Origin of the sequence: Methylococcus sp. S1M, assembly GCF_051295855.1 — a bacterium.
Taxonomy (GTDB): Bacteria; Pseudomonadota; Gammaproteobacteria; order Methylococcales; family Methylococcaceae; genus Methylococcus; species Methylococcus capsulatus.
Window position 1 is genome coordinate 115,649 of sequence record NZ_JBPDXO010000007.1, and the last position, 14,411, is coordinate 130,059.

Annotated in this window: 12 protein-coding genes; 10 read left to right on the plus strand and 2 right to left on the minus strand. The window is 64.1% G+C overall.

Annotated features, from left to right (window positions below; all coding sequences use genetic code 11):
• Nucleotides 1-56: 56 nt before the first annotated feature.
• Complete coding sequence (locus ACSHWJ_RS12870; RefSeq protein ID WP_282213454.1) at nt 57-686, plus strand: DUF47 domain-containing protein; 630 nt, start codon at nt 57-59, stop codon at nt 684-686.
• Between the two features lie 49 nt (nt 687-735).
• Here the strand turns inward: ACSHWJ_RS12870 and ACSHWJ_RS12875 are convergent, their stop codons facing one another.
• Nucleotides 736-1,020: an RNA recognition motif domain-containing protein gene (locus tag ACSHWJ_RS12875; RefSeq protein WP_218801163.1), complete on the minus strand. Its 285-nt coding sequence runs from the start codon at nt 1,018-1,020 to the stop codon at nt 736-738.
• 313 nt (nt 1,021-1,333) lie between these two features.
• On the opposite strand from ACSHWJ_RS12875, the gene ACSHWJ_RS12880 reads away from it, so the two are divergent.
• The 7 genes from ACSHWJ_RS12880 (at nt 1,334) to ACSHWJ_RS12910 (ending at nt 10,660) form a co-directional block, all read left to right on the plus strand.
• Nucleotides 1,334-2,695 carry a DEAD/DEAH box helicase gene (locus ACSHWJ_RS12880; protein WP_432539888.1) on the plus strand — a complete coding sequence of 454 codons (1,362 nt, stop codon included), beginning with the start codon at nt 1,334-1,336 and terminating at the stop codon, nt 2,693-2,695.
• A 246-nt stretch (nt 2,696-2,941) separates the two neighbouring features.
• The gene (locus ACSHWJ_RS12885; protein ID WP_432539889.1) at nt 2,942-3,955 is read left to right on the plus strand and encodes a sterol desaturase family protein; all 1,014 of its coding nucleotides are present in this window, start codon (nt 2,942-2,944) and stop codon (nt 3,953-3,955) included.
• A 208-nt stretch (nt 3,956-4,163) separates the two neighbouring features.
• Entirely contained in the window at nt 4,164-6,884 is a 2,721-nt protein-coding gene (gene bstA / locus ACSHWJ_RS12890; protein WP_432539890.1) for a sterol transporter cytoplasmic membrane protein BstA, read from the plus strand.
• On the plus strand, nt 6,881-7,726 hold the full coding sequence (gene bstB / locus ACSHWJ_RS12895; RefSeq protein ID WP_198323292.1) for a sterol transporter periplasmic substrate-binding protein BstB: 846 nt from the start codon (nt 6,881-6,883) through the stop codon (nt 7,724-7,726). The genes bstA and bstB overlap by 4 nt, the downstream gene beginning before the upstream one ends.
• A 13-nt stretch (nt 7,727-7,739) precedes the next feature.
• Complete coding sequence (gene bstC, locus ACSHWJ_RS12900; protein WP_277458321.1) at nt 7,740-8,534, plus strand: sterol transporter outer membrane protein BstC; 795 nt, start codon at nt 7,740-7,742, stop codon at nt 8,532-8,534.
• 33 nt (nt 8,535-8,567) lie between these two features.
• Nucleotides 8,568-9,677 (plus strand): aromatic ring-hydroxylating dioxygenase subunit alpha, encoded by a 1,110-nt coding sequence (locus ACSHWJ_RS12905; RefSeq protein WP_198323294.1) that lies wholly within the window; start codon nt 8,568-8,570, stop codon nt 9,675-9,677.
• A complete protein-coding gene (locus tag ACSHWJ_RS12910) occupies nt 9,674-10,660 on the plus strand; it encodes an SDR family oxidoreductase (protein ID WP_017364427.1) in 987 nt (328 codons plus the stop codon). The genes ACSHWJ_RS12905 and ACSHWJ_RS12910 overlap by 4 nt, the downstream gene beginning before the upstream one ends.
• Here ACSHWJ_RS12910 and ACSHWJ_RS12915 read toward each other — a convergent pair.
• Entirely contained in the window at nt 10,638-12,083 is a 1,446-nt protein-coding gene (locus ACSHWJ_RS12915) for a L,D-transpeptidase (RefSeq protein ID WP_432539891.1), read from the minus strand. The two genes, ACSHWJ_RS12910 and ACSHWJ_RS12915, sit on opposite strands and share 23 nt — an antisense overlap.
• Nucleotides 12,084-12,314: 231 nt before the next feature.
• On the opposite strand from ACSHWJ_RS12915, the gene ACSHWJ_RS12920 reads away from it, so the two are divergent.
• Together ACSHWJ_RS12920 and ACSHWJ_RS12925 are read left to right on the plus strand one after the other, a co-directional pair.
• Nucleotides 12,315-13,844, plus strand: a complete 1,530-nt coding sequence (locus ACSHWJ_RS12920; protein ID WP_432539892.1) for a dynamin family protein — start codon at nt 12,315-12,317, stop codon at nt 13,842-13,844.
• A gap of 79 nt (nt 13,845-13,923) precedes the next feature.
• Nucleotides 13,924-14,403 (plus strand): metallophosphoesterase family protein, encoded by a 480-nt coding sequence (locus ACSHWJ_RS12925; RefSeq protein ID WP_026045823.1) that lies wholly within the window; start codon nt 13,924-13,926, stop codon nt 14,401-14,403.
• The last annotated feature ends 8 nt before the right edge of the window (nt 14,404-14,411 follow it).

Here is a 14,411-nt window from a genome sequence, read left to right on the forward strand (position 1 = left end):
TGCATCGTGGTAGCTTTTGACGGTCGTCCCACGCGTTCCGCCATGCCGAAATCGACATGAATTTCGATCACGCCGACCTTTCACTGAAGGAAATATTCCAAGACCATCTGAGCTGCTGCGTCGAATGTGGCCAGGCTCTGGAGCGGCTGTTCGCCGATCTTGATGCCGCCGAAACGCACATCGGCCTGATCCGGCAGCTCGAGGAAAAGGGCGATGCGCTGATGCGCAAAGCGTATGACGCGCTGGAGACCGCTCCTTATTCCGAGCTTGTGCTCCTGATCCAGCAGTTTGCCAGGCATCTCGACGACATTCTCGACGGCCTGAACGACACCGCCCGGGTCATCGACATCTTCACGCCTCGACGGGCGGAAACAGCCGCGCTCGACCTGCTTGCGATTAGCCAGGGGATGGTCCGGCGGCTATCGGCGGAAATGGACCACTATCCGGAAAACCCGCCCGCAGGCATCAAACAATGCCGGGAGGAGCTCAAGGTATCGGAGACGGACGCGGACCTGGTGTATCACGAGTGGCGGAAGTCCCAGCGGCGTTACAGCACTTTGTCACTCCTGTCCGAATCGGACTGGACGGAGATTTTAGGAATCCTGGAAAAAACCACGGATTCCTGCTACCACGCCGCGCTCGTGCTCGAGCGCATCACCAAGTACCGGTTGAGGCAGGCTTCCTGACACGCCGGCGGCCGGGGCCGGCGGAAGCCCGAGCCAGCGCTTTCCGCGTTCAGTAACGCCTGCCGCCCCCACTGCCGCCGCGCCTCTCCGGTGGACGGGCTTCGTTGACCATCAGATTACGTCCGTCCATTTCTTTGCCGTTGAGTCCGGCAATGGCGGCCTGAGCCTCCTGGTCGCTGCCCATTTCCACGAACCCGAATCCCCTGGAGCGGCCGGTGGCGCGGTCCATGACGACCTGCGCCGACTTCACGGTGCCGTATGCTGAGAAAGTCCGTTCCAGGTCGGCATCGCCGACACGATAGTTCAAATTGCCCACATATAGCTTGCTGCCCACGAAAGACCCCCGTCGAGGTTCATGAAAACCCGCGATCCACAATAAAACAAAAATGCCTGGTTCGACAGGGGAGGGATGAAAAAAATATTTCCGGCCGTCTGCGGCGCCGGCGTGGATTTGTGGGGTTCACTCCGGCTGTTTTGAGGTTTTGGGTGACAGTCTGGGGCGCTCGGCTTATAATCCCTGCTACGGCGCGTCCAACCAATCACCGCGCCGTTTCCATCTTGATTTCCTCTCATCCATTGGACCGTCTGCCTCGATTGGTGCCGTTTCTCCGTTGAACGGCAGGCCGTCGCAGGACACTTGACCCTATATGTCATCAGATTTGAATTCTGCCGGCCCGGCGTTTGCCGATCTCGGGCTGGCTCAGCCCCTTTTGCGTGCCGTTTCCGAAGCCGGTTACGTCCATCCCACACCCATCCAGGCACAGGCGATCCCGCTTCTGCTCGCCGGCGGCGATCTGCTGGCGGCGGCCCAGACCGGAACCGGCAAGACCGCAGGCTTCACCTTGCCGATTCTGCACAGGCTGCTGGAGAAACAAGCTCCGCGCCGGCCGAGGCGCCCGCGCTGTCTCATTCTCGCGCCCACCCGCGAGCTGGCGGCGCAGGTCCTGGAATCGGTCGAAAGCTACGGCAAGTACGTACCCCTGAAAGCCACGGTCATGTTTGGAGGGGTGGGGCTCAACCCCCAGGTCCGTGCTCTCGCGGCCGGCGTCGATATCCTCGTCGCCACGCCGGGCCGCCTGCTCGATCATTGCGGACAGAACACCGTCGATCTTTCCGCCGTGGAAATCTTCGTACTGGACGAGGCGGACCGCATGCTGGACATGGGGTTCATCCGCGACATCCGGCGGATTCTGGGACTGCTGCCGAAGCAGCGGCAGAACATGCTGTTTTCGGCCACGTTTTCGGATGAAATCCGGACGCTCGCAGACGGCTTGCTGAACAATCCGGGTTACGTCGAGGTGGCGCGCCGCAACGCGGCTTCCGATCTGGTGGACCAGACCGTCCATCTGGTCGCCCAGGAACACAAGCGCGATCTGCTTACCCACTTGATCCGCCGGCATGACTGGCGCCAGGTGCTGGTATTCACCCGGACCAAACACGGCGCGAACCGGCTGGCGGAGAAACTGGCCGAGGATGGCATCCCTGCCGCGGCGATTCATGGCAACAAAAGCCAGTCTGCGCGTACCCGGGCGCTGGCCGATTTCAAGGACGGCACGGTGCCGGTGCTGGTGGCTACGGACATCGCGGCACGCGGTCTGGACATCGACCAGCTTCCCCACGTGGTGAACTTCGAATTACCGAACGTGCCGGAGGACTACGTCCATCGGATCGGCCGCACCGGGCGTGCCGGCAATGCCGGCTCTGCCGTGTCGCTGGTAGCGAAAGAGGAACTGAAGCTGCTGGGCAGCATCGAGCGTCTGATCAAACGCCCGATCCGGCGGGGAACGGTGGAAGGTTTCAACCCGCCGTCCCGCCCGCGGATCGAGTGTCGGGACGACCGCTCACGGCGGCCGCAGGAGGTGCGCGATGGCGGTGGCCGACAGTCTTCTCCGGGCCAGCCCAAGGCGCGGGCAGGTCTGGGGCCCCGCAGCGCTGCCCGGCATGCGCAGAAGCCGCAACAGCGGCAGGCGGGCAACCGGCTGCGCAGCCAGGGCGGCAAGCGTGGATGACGCGCCGGCCGAGCCGGCGGGTATTGCCGGCTTTCCGTGCGCTGCCGTTCTTTTCGCGCAACAGTTTGTCACCCCCCACTTTGTTGCTGACACCGTCTACGGCGGCTAGTCTGAATCCGGCCTTGGATCAGCCTGGGCGGGGCGGGTTTCAGCCGTTCCTTGACCGGCCTGACGCGTCGGGCGGTGCCATTCCCGCCGTGCGCAGCCAGGGCTTCTTTCAGACAGCATTCGTGCGGAGGAAAGATCATGATCCTGAGCAATCTGACGTCGCATCTGAAGTTCCCCGGCATCGACCGTCTGGGGCAGGATTTGGCCGGCGAGGACGTGCTGCCGGCGGTGATTCTGCTGACGTTCGCCGTTCTGATGGCGGCCGAGGTCCGGCTCGGCCGGGGCGGGCGCGCCAATCCCTCGGTGCGGAAATCGTACCGGACGAACCTGTCGTTGTTCCTGTTCAATGACCTGCTGATGTCCGCATTGTCGGTGTCTTCCCTGCTGATATTGGCGGAGCGCCACACCGGCGGCGGACTCCTGGCGGGCGTGAGCAACCCCTGGCTCCGGGGGCTGCTGGCCCTGCTCTTGCTCGATCTGGTGCTGTATTGCTGGCACTGGGCCAGTCACCGCCTGTCCTGGCTGTGGCTGTTCCACAAGGTGCATCACAGCGACCGCTCGATGAACGTGACGACCGGTTTCCGGCTGCATTTCGCCGAGGTGCTGTTGACGGTACTGGTCAAGGCCGGCTTCATCGTGATCACGGGTGTGCATGCCGCCCAGGTCCTGCTCAGCGAGGCGCTGATCACCCTGGCCGTGCTGTTCCACCATGCCGATGTCTCGTTCCCGGGGGAGCGCCGACTAGGCCGTCTGTTCGTCGTGCCGAGCCTGCACCGGGTGCATCACTCGGCTTTACGCAGCGAGCACGATCGCAATTACGGCGCGCTGTTTTCCTTTTGGGACCGGCTTTTCGGCACGCTGCTGGAAGTCCGGCCGGCACAGATCGGCTTACGCGAGGTGGACGCCTTGGGCTTCGTCGAAACCCTGAAGTTCGGTTTCACCTACGCCTACGGGTCGACACCCCTTCCTCTCCGGCTTCACTCGGGTCAGTCCTTGGAGCCGATGATCGCCGAAGCTGCCTATTTCCGGGCCGAAAAGCGCGGGTTCATGCCGGGGTTCGAGATGTTCGACTGGCTGGCGGCCGAGCGCGAAATCGAAGAGCGGATGAACGTTGGTCGCATCAATGTCGGAACTGCCCGGCGGACGCCGTGAAGGTGGAGACGACGGGACATCCGGCCGCATTCGCGGCGGGTGGCCCGAACGGCGGAGGAATCTCGACGTCACGGTTTTGTTTTGGGGCATTCACAATTTAGACTATGCCTCGAAAGCACCACCGCGGTGCGCTTTCTTGCGTCCGACCGTCACCGGAGCTGCGGGTTCGGGCACCATTACCGCAAGCCCTTGAAACGAACAGCCTCGAGTGAACATCCCCCATTTGGCTGCCCTCGCGGCCGAACGCTTCGCCCGCCGGCCGTGGCGGGTCCTGGCTCTCGCCATGGCGCTCTCGGCGCTGTCCCTGTGGGCGGTTTCCCGGCTGCCGGTCCATACCTCCCGCCAGGCCTTGCTGCCGCACGACAATGCCGTTGCTCAGCGTTTCGACGCTTTTCTGAATAAGTTCGGGGCCGCTTCCGACCTGATCGTGGTCCTGGAAGGGGCGCCACCGGACGAGCTCAAGCCGTTTGCCGACGAACTGGCGACGGCGCTTGCTGCCGAGCCCGAAATCGCTCAGGCGACGGCCCGGCTCGATCTGCGTTTCGTGCTGGAGCATGCCTATCTCGCAGTGACCCCGGAGCGGCTCGGGACGCTGGCCGGCGTGCTGGAAAAGTTCGGGGCTGGCGCCATTCCGGAGGACTCCTCGCAGGTCGATGCCACTTTGGGCCGCCTGGTGCAGTGGCTCGAAGGGGCGCCCGCCATGCCCGCTGCCGGCATCGACCTTCCCACGGTCGAAGTCGGGTTGAAACTGCTGGGGGCTTCGCTCGACGAGTGGCACCGCTGGCTCAGCGCGGGGGAGGTGCCGGCGGCGCTCGACTGGACGCGGCTGCTGGCCGGCCAAGGTGGGAGCGAGATCGCCAACGATGGCTACTTCGTCTCGCGCGATGGCCGGATGTACTTCCTGTTCGTACACCCGGCGAGCGCGTCGGAGGATTTCACAGCCATCGGGCCATTCGTCGAAAAGGTGAGAACCGTGGCGGCGGATCGGGCGGCCAGGGCCCGTGCGGCCGGCCGCACCGCGCCGAAGGTGGGGCTGACGGGGCTGCCGGCCATCGAGTACGAAGAGCACGTCAGCATCCGTCATGACATAGCGCTGGTGGTCGGTTCCGCCGCCGGGCTGATCGTCCTGCTGATACTGGTGGTGGTGCGGAGCTGGCGCTGGGCGCTGGTCATCTTCGTTCCCATGGGCCTCGGCGTGTTGTGGAGTTTGGGTCTTGCGCTGGTCACCATCGGCCACCTGACCCTCATCACCGCCAGCTTCATTGCCGTTCTGTTCGGCCTGGGCGCGGATTACGGCATATTCACCTCGGCGCGTATCGCCGAGGAGCGTCGTCGCGGTAAACCGCTGACCGAGGCGATCGGGGCAGGGATGGGCGCTTCCTTCCAGGCGGTGTTCACCGCGGGCGGCGCCTCGGTGGTGATTTTCGGGGCTTTGGCCACGGTCGATTTCCCCGGCTTTTCCGAACTGGGGCTGGTGGCGGCCAAGGGAGTGATGCTGATCCTGGTCAGTACCTGGCTGGTCCAGCCGGCGCTGTATGCCTTGCTGCCGCCGAAACTCGCGCCGTTGCCGGCCGCGGCGTCTGCCGGGGCGATCGAGCCGGGCCGTATGCCTTTCCGGGGAAGCGTCGCCGTGATCCTGGTCGCGGGGGCGTTGGCTACGGCGGCATTCGGCATCGGAAGCGGCTACGAGCTTCCCTTCGATTACGACGTGCTTTCGCTGTTGCCGAAAGACTCCGAGTCAGCCTACTACCAGAACCGTATGGTCGCGGAGAGCGACTATCAGGCGGAAGTGGTCATCTTTACCGCACCAGACCTCGAAGAGGCCCGACGCATCGCAGCGGAGGCGGGCAGGCTGGGGAGCGTGGCCAAGGTGCAGTCGCTCATGGACCTGTTTCCGCCCGACGCCGACGCACGCGCCCTCGAGGCCCGGCGCATCGGCGAACTTGCTGACGACGGCTATGCGGTCCGATTGGCCAGGCTCGCCGCCATCGGTCTGCCGGAAGGGACTTTCGGACGCGTGCGGACGATTCTGGAGAAGGGCGGCGATTTCATCGACCAGTCCCAGGAGCTGGCATTCTCGGCCGGGCATTCCGGGCTGGTGGCGGCTTTGGAAGACGTACGGGGGAGGCTGGATGCAGTCCGGTCCGCCATCGAGGCCGATCCCGTCCAGGCCCGGGAGCGCAGCGAGCGGTTCTTCCGGATGCTGCTGTCGGCGGCGGAGCGGGGCGTGGCACTGCTGGCGGAGTGGCGCCAGGCGCGGCCCATCACCCCGGCCCAACTTCCGCCGGCTTTGCGGGACCGGTTTTTCGCCGCCGACGGGACGGTTGCAGTGTACGCTTTTCCGGCAAAAACTGTGTATGATCCCGCCAACCTCGACAGGCTGATGCAGGAAATTTATGGCGTGTCGCCCGATGCGACCGGCTTCCCGGCCACCCATCAGGTGTTCTCCAAGTCCGTGGTGGAAAGCTTCACCCATGGAACTCGTGAGGCGGTGACCGTTTGCCTGCTGTGGCTGGCGTTGGTCCTGCGCAACTGGCGCGGTTTCGTGCTGGCTTCCATGCCTCTGCTGATCGGCGGTGGCTGGATGCTGGGGCTGATGGCTCTCTGCGGCATCCGCTACAACTATGCCAACATCATCGCTTTGCCCCTGGTCATCGCCCTGGCGGTGGATTACGGCGTATGGTTCTCCCAGCGCTGGTTCGACCTCAAGGACCGTTCGCTGACGCAGATCAATCGGGTCGCGGGGAGGGTGATCGGGCTCGCCGCCGGCACCGAGCTGGCGGGACTGGGGGCGATCACCCTGGCGAACTATCGCGGCGTGTCCAGCCTGGGCGTCAACATCACCGTCGGTCTCCTGTGCTGCTTGGCCGCGACCCTGTGGGTGGCACCGGCGATCGGACAGCTTCTCGATTCAAGAAAGAAACCATGACAGACAAGATTACGCGCTTTTCCCTCCTGGCGGCCCTGCTGGCCCCCTTCGTTCCCGCGCAGGCCGGCGCCCCCGCACCGGTGGTCGTCTGTTACCCGGGGGGAGCCGTGAATGAGCGCGACGCCGATCAGGCGATGGATGCGATGCTGCGGGTGGTGGAGCGGGTAGGGCAGTGGCCGGAGAAGAGTTTCAGCAGCGTGTTCACCGCGAAGGTGGCGGATTGCGGAAAACTCATGGCGGAAATGAAGCCCGCGTTCGCGATCACTTCGCTGGCGCTATACCTGGACATGCGCGGCCAATACGATCTGGTGCCTGTGGTTCAGCCCAGGATCGACGGACGTACCAGCGAGCGTTACCGGGTCGTGGCAAAGCAGGGCAGGTTCCACGACATGGACGAACTCAAGGGCAGGACGCTGGGGGGTACCATGCTGGATGAACCGGCCTTCCTCGGCAAGATCGTGTTTGCGGGCAAGTATGATCCGGAAAAGGATTTCGCCCTCCAGCCTTCGCGCCAGGCGATCCGGGCCCTGCGCTCCCTGGACAAGGGCGAGCTGGATGCGGTGGTGCTCAATGAACAGCAGTTCGCGGGTCTGAGCGCGCTGCAGTTGGCGAGTCCGGTGGAGACGGTGTTCACATCCGCGGAGATTCCGCTGATGGGTGTGGTGGCCAATGCCCGGTTGACTTCGGCCCAGGAACGGGCGCGCTTCGCCCAGGCGCTGGAAACCCTGTGTGCCGATCCCGAAGGCAGGAAGCTGTGCGACCTGTTTGGTATCCAGTCTTTCGTAGCGGTGGATCCCACCGTGTTCGATCCCATGGCCAGGCTCTGGCTGGCGCGGAACTGACGCATTGCATACCGTGCGTCTGTTTGCTGCCGGTATTCTGGCGGGGGTCCTGGCCGGTTGCGGCGGCCTCCACCGCGATGGCATTCCGGCAGGTCCGTCGGCGGGCTGTCCCCGGCTGACCGCCGCCGCCCTGAGTGCCGGTCAGGATGCACTCGGTCCTTCCAGCGAAACGCGGGAGCTGGAATGTGCCCTGGATTTCCTGCGCGGCTCGGATGACCCAGCGTTACGCCGCAGTTCCCTGGGCAGCCGGATTTGCCTGCATCTCGCCGAGCGCAATTCCGATCCGGCGGAGCGTGCGCGCTTCGCCAGGGAGGGGGTGGAGCGCGCCGAAGCCGCGCTGGCGCAAGGCGGAGAGGATGACGGCGCGGTCCATTATTATCTGGCTGCAAACCTGGGGCTGGCCGTGCGCGATGACATGACGGCGGCGCTGGCGAATCTGCACCGGCTGGAGCACGAGTCCGAGGCGGCGGTGAAGCTGAGTCCCGATTTCGATGACGGCGGCCCCTTGCGGCTCTTGGGCATGTTGTACCTCAAGGCCCCGGCCTGGCCCGCAGGGATGGGCGACGGCGACAAGGCTCTGGACCTGCTCGGACAGGCGGTGGAAAGACACCCCGGGCACCCCCTCAACCATCTGTTCTATGCCGAGGCCCTGTGGGAAGTGAACGGCGAGAGCGAAAGCCGGCGAGTCGAGGAGGAAATGGCCGCCGGTTGGAGATTGCTGGAGTCCGGAAGCTGGGGATACAACAAACAAATATGGGAACGGGAGTTCGCCGATCTTCGCCAGGAGATCGGGGCGCCCGCTAGGTAGCATTCTCTTCCGCTCTTTTCCGAGGCGCCGACCATGAGCCGATCGATCAGAAACCAAGATGTCCCCGAACTGCCCCGTCGGCGGCAGGTCCGCACCGTCGGCATGAGCGGCAATTACTGGTATGTGGTCGAGATCGACGGCAGGCTCAAGCCCCGGCAAGTCAAACGGGTGCGTTTCTGGGGACAGGACATCGCGTTGTTCCGCGACGCTGCTGGCGAACTGCATGCCGTGGAAGACCGTTGCCCGCATCGGCAACTCCCGCTGTCCCAGGGCTTCGTCGAGGGGGGAAACCTGGTCTGTACCTATCATGGATGGAAATTCGATGGCTGCGGCCGGTGCACCGAAATCCACCATGAGCTTGGCAAGGGCCGTACCAGGTTACCTAGAATCCGCATCAGGACCTATCCCGTCAAGGCGCAATGGGGGCTCATCTGGCTGTTTCCGGGCGATCCCGCCCTGGCGGACGGCACCCCGCTGCCGACGATCCCGCAGCTCGAAGGGGGGCAGCCCTGGCCGTTCTTCCCGATCGACGTGACGATCAAAGCGCACTTCTCGATGATCGTGGAGAACGTCTGCGACTTCAACCACGAATACCTGCACCGGCACAAACGCCCCTTCCTGCAGCCTATCCTGCGCGAGTGGAAGCAGGACGCCGACAGTGTTCGGGTCTACTACGACACCCGTTTCGACGGGAGCCCCGTCGCCAAGCTCTTCATGGAAGGCGGGGCGCGTGATCTCAACGAGATCGAGATCTGGTACCAGTACCCTTATCAGGGTTCCGACATCGGCGGCAAGTACATCCACTGGCTGTTCATGCTGCCGGAGGACGAGCGCACCACCCGCTGTTTCTTCGTCTTCCTGTTCGGGCCGATCCATGTCCCGATCGTGAACTGGAAGATGCCCGAATTCCTGCGCAAGCCCATCCTCTGGTTCACCAACAAGTGGTACATCGAGCCCCTGTTGGGCGAGGACAAATGGGCGCTGGAATTGGAGCAGGACGGTTTCGAGCGCCATCCCGATGCGCCGCAGATCGAGCTCAATCCGGCCATCAGCTCGTTCCAGAAGTTGTCGCTGGAGAAGTGGAAGGCTTACCAGCAGTCCATGGAGAGAGCCGGGCCAAAGCCGGCGGCAGACCCGGCATGACCACACTGGTCACCGGCGCCACCGGCCATCTCGGCGCCAATCTGGTTCGGGCGCTGCTGGCCCGGGGCGAGAAGGTGCGCGCCTTCATCCGCCGACAAAGCGACGTCGCGGCGTTGGACGGCTTGGCGGTCGAGCGGGCCTACGGCGATCTGCGCGACCGCCGCTCGATCCGGGATGCGCTGGAAGGTGTGGAGCGGTTGTACCACACCGCGGCCTTCGTCAGTATCCGCGACGGTGACCGCCAGGAGCTGTTCGACGTCAACGTGGTCGGCACTCGCATGCTGATGCAGGAGGCGCGGCGGGCCGGCGTGCGTCGGGTGGTGCATACCAGCTCCTTCGGCGCGGTCGGCATCAACCCCCAAGGCGCATCGAACGAACACTGGACAGTCAGCCCGTTCGAACCGGGCACCGACTACGAACGGACCAAGGCCGTGTCGGAACACGACGTGATCCTCGAAGCCGTGCGCGGCCTCGACGTGACCATCGTCAACCCGGCCGCGATCGTCGGTCCGTGGGATTTCCGGCCCAGCCTGGTCGGCCGTACCATCCTCGACTTCGCCCATGGCCGGATGAGGGCGTTCGTTCCCGGTGCCTTCGACTTCGTCCCGATGCGCGACGTGGTGGCTGCGGAACTGCTGGCCATGGACAAAGGCATCCGCGGTGAGCGCTATCTCGTCACCGGCGAGCACTGCACCATCGGTCAGATACTGCAATGGCTGGAGGAGCTGACCGGGCAGCCGCGTCCGAAGCTCGCGATCCCGCCGCGCCTCATGCAGGGCATCGCGCTGCTGAAGGACCCGCTGGAACGCCGTTTTTTCCCCCGCCGGACGCCACGCTTCAACTACCACTCCATCCGCCTGCTCAACTCGGGCAAGCGCGGGGATTCCTCACGGAGCCGGCGCGAACTGGGCCTGGTCCCGACTTCCACCCGTGCGGCTTTCGCCGATGCCGTGGCCTGGTTCAGGGAGAGGGGGATGATCTGACCCCGGGCCGGTCGCGCTGCGGTTCTTCCAGGGCGATGCGGGTGGAAGTGGATGACGGTGGCGAATGCATGACCGTCACCGGCACTCCGAGCGAGGCCCACTGATACAGCCAGCCGGCATCTTCGGGCGCCTTGGGCCAGCGCACGTTGTGCTTCTGGGTCGACATGTTGACGCAGCCATGGCTTGCAGGGCGGCCGAAGCCATTGTGCCACCAGGCGCCGTGGAAGGCGTAATCCGAATAGAAATACTGGGCATAGGGAACGTTTTCCACGATGTAATGCCCTTTTTCCCCTTTTTTGGCCCTGCTTTTCATGGTCTTCGTGGGAAAGCGCGCATAGATGTAGAACGAGCCGGTGACCGTCGGTGTCTGCGGTTTGCCCGTGCTGACCTTGAAGGTCCGCACGGTTTGGCCGTTTTCCACCGCTGTCATCGTCTGGGTGTCGAGGTAGACGAAGATTTTCCGGTCGGTTCCCGTCGAGAAGCTCAAATCCAGCGGGGGCTCGAGATAGCCCCCCTGGACACCGCGGAAAGCGCCGGGTTCCGCGCTGACCCGTATCACACTGGAGGGCGGCCAGCCGTTGAGCGGGGTGAATTGCAGCCGGGTTTTGCCGACCCAGCCCCATCTTCCGGTGATTTCCCTACCGTCCTCGGTCTGGATCCGGACCTGCCGGCCCGCCTTGTCCCGTTCGGCCAAAGGCTCGTTGAAGGTGATCTGCAGAGGCATCGCCGTGCCGAGATTCTCCGCCCCCCGGAGATTGACCTCCGCGGATACCGGAGGCGGCGTCGAAATGCGCAGCTCGAATGGAGGCAGCGGCACCCCGCCAGGGGTTTCCCAGCGAATCTGCGTCGGGTAGGTGCTGCCCTGGGCGTAGTCCGAGGCCTCAAGCCTGAAAACGGTGCGGGTTTGCTCCGGCTGGACGGTGAGTTTCAGTCCGCCGACGGCTTCGAGTTTACCCACCGGCTGATCGAACACGAGCGTCAGTGAGGCATCCGGGGCCAGGGTACGCTCCGCCGGTCCTTCCAGCCTGGGGATACCCACGGTGGTGAATTCCAGCACTTCGGTCCGCTTCTCGTCGGACCAAAGGCGCTCGATCGTTGTGGTGAGGACGTAGTGTCTGCCGAAGGCGAGCGGGCCGGTGAACTCGAAATGCTCCAATTCCTGGGCGGCCGCCACAACCGTTCCGTTGTCTTCCCGCAGTTCCACGGCTGCGATCCGGCTGCCTACCCCGACGGGTTCCACCGTGACGGCCCGGCGTGGATCGGCCATTGCAGCGCCATTCGCCGGATACGTCACCATGCCGAAAGGAGTGAGGCGGGCGTGGATTTCCAGGGTGATCAGTGCCGCCGCCGCGACGGTCAGGATGCCCGCCAGTACCCGGCCCCTTCCTGATCGGATCGAGCGTACATTTGCGGATCGGTTCACGCCATATCTCCACTTCTGGTTTCGGTGCCGGAAACCCTGCTCTTGAATATTATCGGGATTTGCGCACGAAAGTGATACGGGCCGGCGGCATTGCCCCCGGATCGAATGCCGCGCAGCAAGCCGCGGCTCATCGCATCGAACCATGATCGACTTGAGGGCCGGGAACACGTAAAGTGTCGCGGTCTCGAACCCATCGGCACCGAGCGATCCGGTTCCGTCAACACAGAAGCCATGACCAACTATTCCGAAAATCTCGAGAGGCATCTCACCCAGGAAAATCCGGTGCTGCTGGGCGCGGCGCGGAGTTTCGAAGAACTGGACAACATCGCCCGTGAACTGGGCCTGATCGATCCGGAGTACGCCAGCGCCGGCCAGATTTCCTGGTGGCCGGTGATTTCGGTATTGGGCACCTTTTCCGCCGGCAAGTCGACTTTCATCAATCACCTGCTTCAGGCCAGGATCCAGCGCACCGGTAACCAGGCCGTGGACGACAAGTTCACAGTGCTGAGCTATTCCGATGACGTCGAGTCCAGGACCCTGCCCGGCATCGCACTGGACGCCGATCCCCGTTTCCCTTTCTTCCAGATCAGCAAGGAAATCGACCAGGTCCTGCAAGGCGAGGGCGATCGCATCAACGCCTATCTCCAGCTCAAGACCTGCAACAGTCCTTTTCTCAAGGGCAAGATCATCATCGATTCGCCCGGATTCGACGCCGATCCGCAGCGCGATGCCGTTCTGGCGATCACCAAGCACATCATCGACATCTCCGATCTCGTGCTGGTATTTTTCGATGCCCGCCATCCCGAACCGGGCGCAATGAAGGACACCTTGCGCTATCTGGTGACCGAAACCATCAAGCGCCACGACTCCAACAAGTTCCTGTTCATCCTCAACCAGATGGATACCACGGCCCGGGAGGACAATCCCGAGGAGGTGGTGGCGGCCTGGCACCGGGCCCTGGCAGAATCGGGGCTGGTTACGGGACGGTTTTACACGATTTTCTCGCCGGATGTCTCCGTGCCCATCGCCGATGAAACCCTGCGCCAACGCTATCTCCAGCGGCGCGACCGTGACTGGGCGGAGATCAACGCGCGTATCCAGCAACTCGAAATCGAGCGTTCCTACCGCATCCTCGGTACCCTGGAACGTCTGGTCGAGGAGTTCCAGGACGTGGCGCTGCCCGAAATCGAGAAGGTGTTCAAGACCTACCGCAAACGTCTGATCCGGACCGACTGCGCGACTTTCCTGCCGGTATTGGGGGCCGCCGGTTACGGGATGGTGGAATTCGTCCCACTGGAGCCGAATCTCCTGGTAATGGCGGGTTCGGGTGTGCTCATAGGGCTGCTGCTGTTGTGGTCGCGGGTCCACATCGTACTGAGCGTGATTTTTGCGGCATTCGGCGTGCGGACTCTCAAAAAACGCCAGAAGGCGCTCAACATCCGCTGGGACATGGTCCGCGGCTTCCGGGCGAATGCCGTGCCCTGGCCGTTCTTCCGCAAACCGGGCCTGATGGGCTGGAGCCGGCACTGCGAGATTCAGCTGTCCGCAATACGCCAGCGTTGCAAGGAATCGATCCAGTCGCTGAACGATCTGTACACGAATCCGTCGGGCAGGCCGGAAACAGGACGGCCGGTCGAGACGGTTTCACCGTTGGCAATCGAGTGTGCGGCCGAGCCGGTTCCAGCGATTCCGAACGAGGTGGAGCCAGGCCCGGAACCGCCGCGGGAGTTGCCCACCCCGCCGGAACGAGAATCTCCCTAGCCCGGCTGGCCGCCTCTGCGTGGCCGCAGGGACCTGGAGGCCGACGAATTGATGGAAGGAGACGGCGGTCACTGGCCCAATGCTGTGTAGTCGGGAAGTGAAGCGCATCGGGCTGATCGCCGACACCCACGGCCTGCTGCGTCCGGAGGCCGTCGCGCTGCTGGCAGGCAGCGACCTCATCATCCATGCCGGCGATATCGGCCATCCCGGGATTCTCGATGGCCTGGGCGAACTGGCGCCGGTGGTGGCCGTGCGCGGCAACAACGACCGCGGCGCCTGGGCCGAGAGCCTTGCCGAAACCGCGGTAGTCGAATGCGCGGGTCTTGCCTGCTACGTGCTGCACGACTTGCAAGCGCTGGCGATCGACCCGGTGGCCGAAGGTTTCGGCGTCGTGGTTTCCGGCCATTCCCACCGCGCTGCGATCCGCGAAAGCGGCGGGGTGCTCTATCTCAATCCGGGCAGCGCCGGTCCCCGGCGTTTCAAGCTGCCGGTCAGCGTGGCCCTGCTCGACATCACCGACGGCGCGCCTTCGGCCCGGATCGAATGGATCGCCGTCTGATACCGGGT

Excerpts from the sequence above, each read along its gene's own strand:
- ACSHWJ_RS12870 (WP_282213454.1), top strand. The coding sequence starts at position 57 with ATGAATTTCGATCACGCCGACCTTTCACTGAAGGAAATATTCCAAGAC.
- ACSHWJ_RS12880 (WP_432539888.1), top strand. The coding sequence starts at position 1,334 with ATGTCATCAGATTTGAATTCTGCCGGCCCGGCGTTTGCCGATCTCGGG.
- ACSHWJ_RS12885 (WP_432539889.1), top strand. The coding sequence starts at position 2,942 with ATGATCCTGAGCAATCTGACGTCGCATCTGAAGTTCCCCGGCATCGAC.
- bstB (WP_198323292.1), top strand. The coding sequence starts at position 6,881 with ATGACAGACAAGATTACGCGCTTTTCCCTCCTGGCGGCCCTGCTGGCC.
- ACSHWJ_RS12905 (WP_198323294.1), top strand. The coding sequence starts at position 8,568 with ATGAGCCGATCGATCAGAAACCAAGATGTCCCCGAACTGCCCCGTCGG.
- ACSHWJ_RS12910 (WP_017364427.1), top strand. The coding sequence starts at position 9,674 with ATGACCACACTGGTCACCGGCGCCACCGGCCATCTCGGCGCCAATCTG.
- ACSHWJ_RS12920 (WP_432539892.1), top strand. The coding sequence starts at position 12,315 with ATGACCAACTATTCCGAAAATCTCGAGAGGCATCTCACCCAGGAAAAT.
- ACSHWJ_RS12925 (WP_026045823.1), top strand. The coding sequence starts at position 13,924 with ATGCTGTGTAGTCGGGAAGTGAAGCGCATCGGGCTGATCGCCGACACC.